Source organism: Bradyrhizobium tropiciagri (genome assembly GCF_001189845.1).
GTDB classification, from domain to species: domain Bacteria; phylum Pseudomonadota; class Alphaproteobacteria; order Rhizobiales; family Xanthobacteraceae; genus Bradyrhizobium; species Bradyrhizobium tropiciagri.
The window spans coordinates 1-1,952 of the sequence record NZ_LFLZ01000165.1; the positions used below are offsets into that span (position 1 = coordinate 1).

At 57.4% G+C, this 1,952-nt stretch carries 2 protein-coding genes and 1 pseudogene; 2 read left to right on the plus strand and 1 reads right to left on the minus strand.

Annotation, left to right across the window (positions count from 1 at the left end; all coding sequences use genetic code 11):
• Positions 1–504 precede the first annotated feature (504 nt).
• Positions 505–756, plus strand: coding sequence for a helix-turn-helix domain-containing protein (locus AKN84_RS44200; protein ID WP_050426593.1), 252 nt, complete (start codon positions 505–507; stop codon positions 754–756).
• A gap of 627 nt (positions 757–1,383) precedes the next feature.
• Positions 1,384–1,665 (plus strand): annotated as a pseudogene (locus AKN84_RS44210) (IS110 family transposase); the annotation flags it as partial.
• A gap of 83 nt (positions 1,666–1,748) precedes the next feature.
• On the opposite strand, the gene AKN84_RS44215 reads toward AKN84_RS44210, so the two are convergent.
• The coding region (locus AKN84_RS44215; RefSeq protein WP_162240947.1) for an ATP-binding protein at positions 1,749–1,952 on the minus strand (204 nt) is incomplete at its 5' end.

Genomic DNA, 1,952 nt, shown 5'->3' on the forward strand with positions numbered 1-1,952 from the left:
CCCTCAGGGCCAGCGCCTGCGCCGTCTTCCGCCGCATCGTCAGCGACTTAAGTTCGGCTCGCTCATCATCGCTCAATATCAGGGGCGCAAGTGGCTGGGCCGCCATCAGATCCTCCGTCGCTGTTACAGCCGCCATCTCTGGCACAGCGACGCGAATCTATCGCGAATCTACGATTGCGAACTTGTGACTCGGGACACTAGATGCTGCTCATCGTAACTCGTAAGCACGGGATCACTCGGAGCCGAATCGGCGACGTCAGGATCGGCGATGGGCGGCATTGGCATGGCTCCTACCATTAACTTTGTTGCTCAACCTTACCCAATTTTTACAATCGTGGCATTGCAAACGCCGTAATACTGCAAGTCTGGTATAAGATTCGCAGCATGACCTTATCACCGGCGTGCGCCTCGAAAGCCCCTCCTACATCCCAACTCGTCATCAGCCTAGGAATTACATACTATAGGAGATAAACCCAATAGTATGTAAAGCCGCAACTTGCGCAGATGGACATGCGCAAGTTGGTAGGCCGGAATTTCTCCAGGCTGCGGAAGCAGAAGGGCTTCACGCAGGAGAAATTCGCCGAGGCCTCTGGCTTTACTCAGCAGTATATCAGCGGCCTAGAGAATGGCCGGCGCAATCCGACCGTAGTGACGTTGTTCGAACTCGCGAGCGCGTTAGGCGTCAGCCACGTCGCCCTAGTCCTGCCTGATGAAGAGCTTTCCGGGCGCCCCAGAGCCCCGAAGTCCAATTCATAGACCCGCATCAGATTTGGCTTCCGGTTCGGCGCCGCACCTGCGATCGAGGTGAGCCCTCGAGTAGATCAGGTGGACTTGACTGGCATGCCGAAATACGCCTGTGAGATCAGGAAAGCTTTACTCGCGGATGGCCTTGAGTCAGCCGAGACGGGTCTCGCTACGGCCATCTCAAAGGCGACAAGCAACCAGCGTCGTGGAGACACCGGTAGGCTGGCGAGCGCAACTGCGAGGGTCACCTGCTGGCAAACGTGGTGCGGCCTGGCCGTCATGATCTGCCCAGACTTGATCAAGAGCGTGGGCACGTGTTGCATTGCCAAACAACGGAATGGATGCTGGGTTGGGCCGGCACATTCGCTGCATGTCAGGTGGAAAAAGGAGCAGCTGATGGTGGTGCCGATTTCCATGATCTCGCCCGGGTATTCCGATTTGATCTCGCCCGGTGCGGGAGGCGTTCTGGCTGTCCAATCTCTGGCATCGGCGAAGCCGCGGGGTCAATCTTGAATCGGGGCGTGAAGGGTCGATTTTTCTGCCTGCTGTTCCTGCTGTGATGGGGTGGACGCCCCCTCGACGGCATCGATGTGCCAAAGTGAAGGGTGTTGAACAGCCATCACGAGAGAGGAAGCGTCCGTGAACGAAGTTAGCACGATTGGACTAGATTTAGCGAAGTATGTCTTTCAGGCCCATGGAGCCGATGCCACCGGAAAGGTCGTTTTTCGCAAACAGCTGCGCCGGAATAAGCTGCTGGCATTCTTTGCCGAGCAGCCGGCTTGCCTCGTGGCGATGGAAGCCTGCTCGGGCGCGCATTACTGGGCTCGTGAGATTGGCAAGCTCGGCCATGAAGTGCGGCTGATCCCACCGGCTTACGTGAAGCCCTTCGTCAAGCTGCGTATTTCGCAAAAACGGGACAGTGGTTTCGCTAACTGACGGACAGCAGTTTCGCTAAATCGCGGACAGCGTGGCGGCGCTGGCTTTTGGTTGCCTGGTTGTTGAAGTCAGTTGGTATTGGTTTCGCTGTTTTCGACGTCGGTCAAGGGGCGCGCGGCTTTTTTCCTTCGCATGCTGTCGCCTTCGAGAGCGATGCGGTGGGAGTTGTGGATGATCCGGTCGAGGATAGCGTCTGCGATGGTTGGCTCGCCGATCATGTCGTGCCATTGGGCAACGGGCAGCTGGGCGGTAATCAAGGTCGATTTGCGCCT

Bases quoted from the DNA above. Each gene is read 5' to 3' on its own strand.
- AKN84_RS44200 (WP_050426593.1), top strand. From the start codon at position 505: ATGGACATGCGCAAGTTGGTAGGCCGGAATTTCTCCAGGCTGCGGAAG.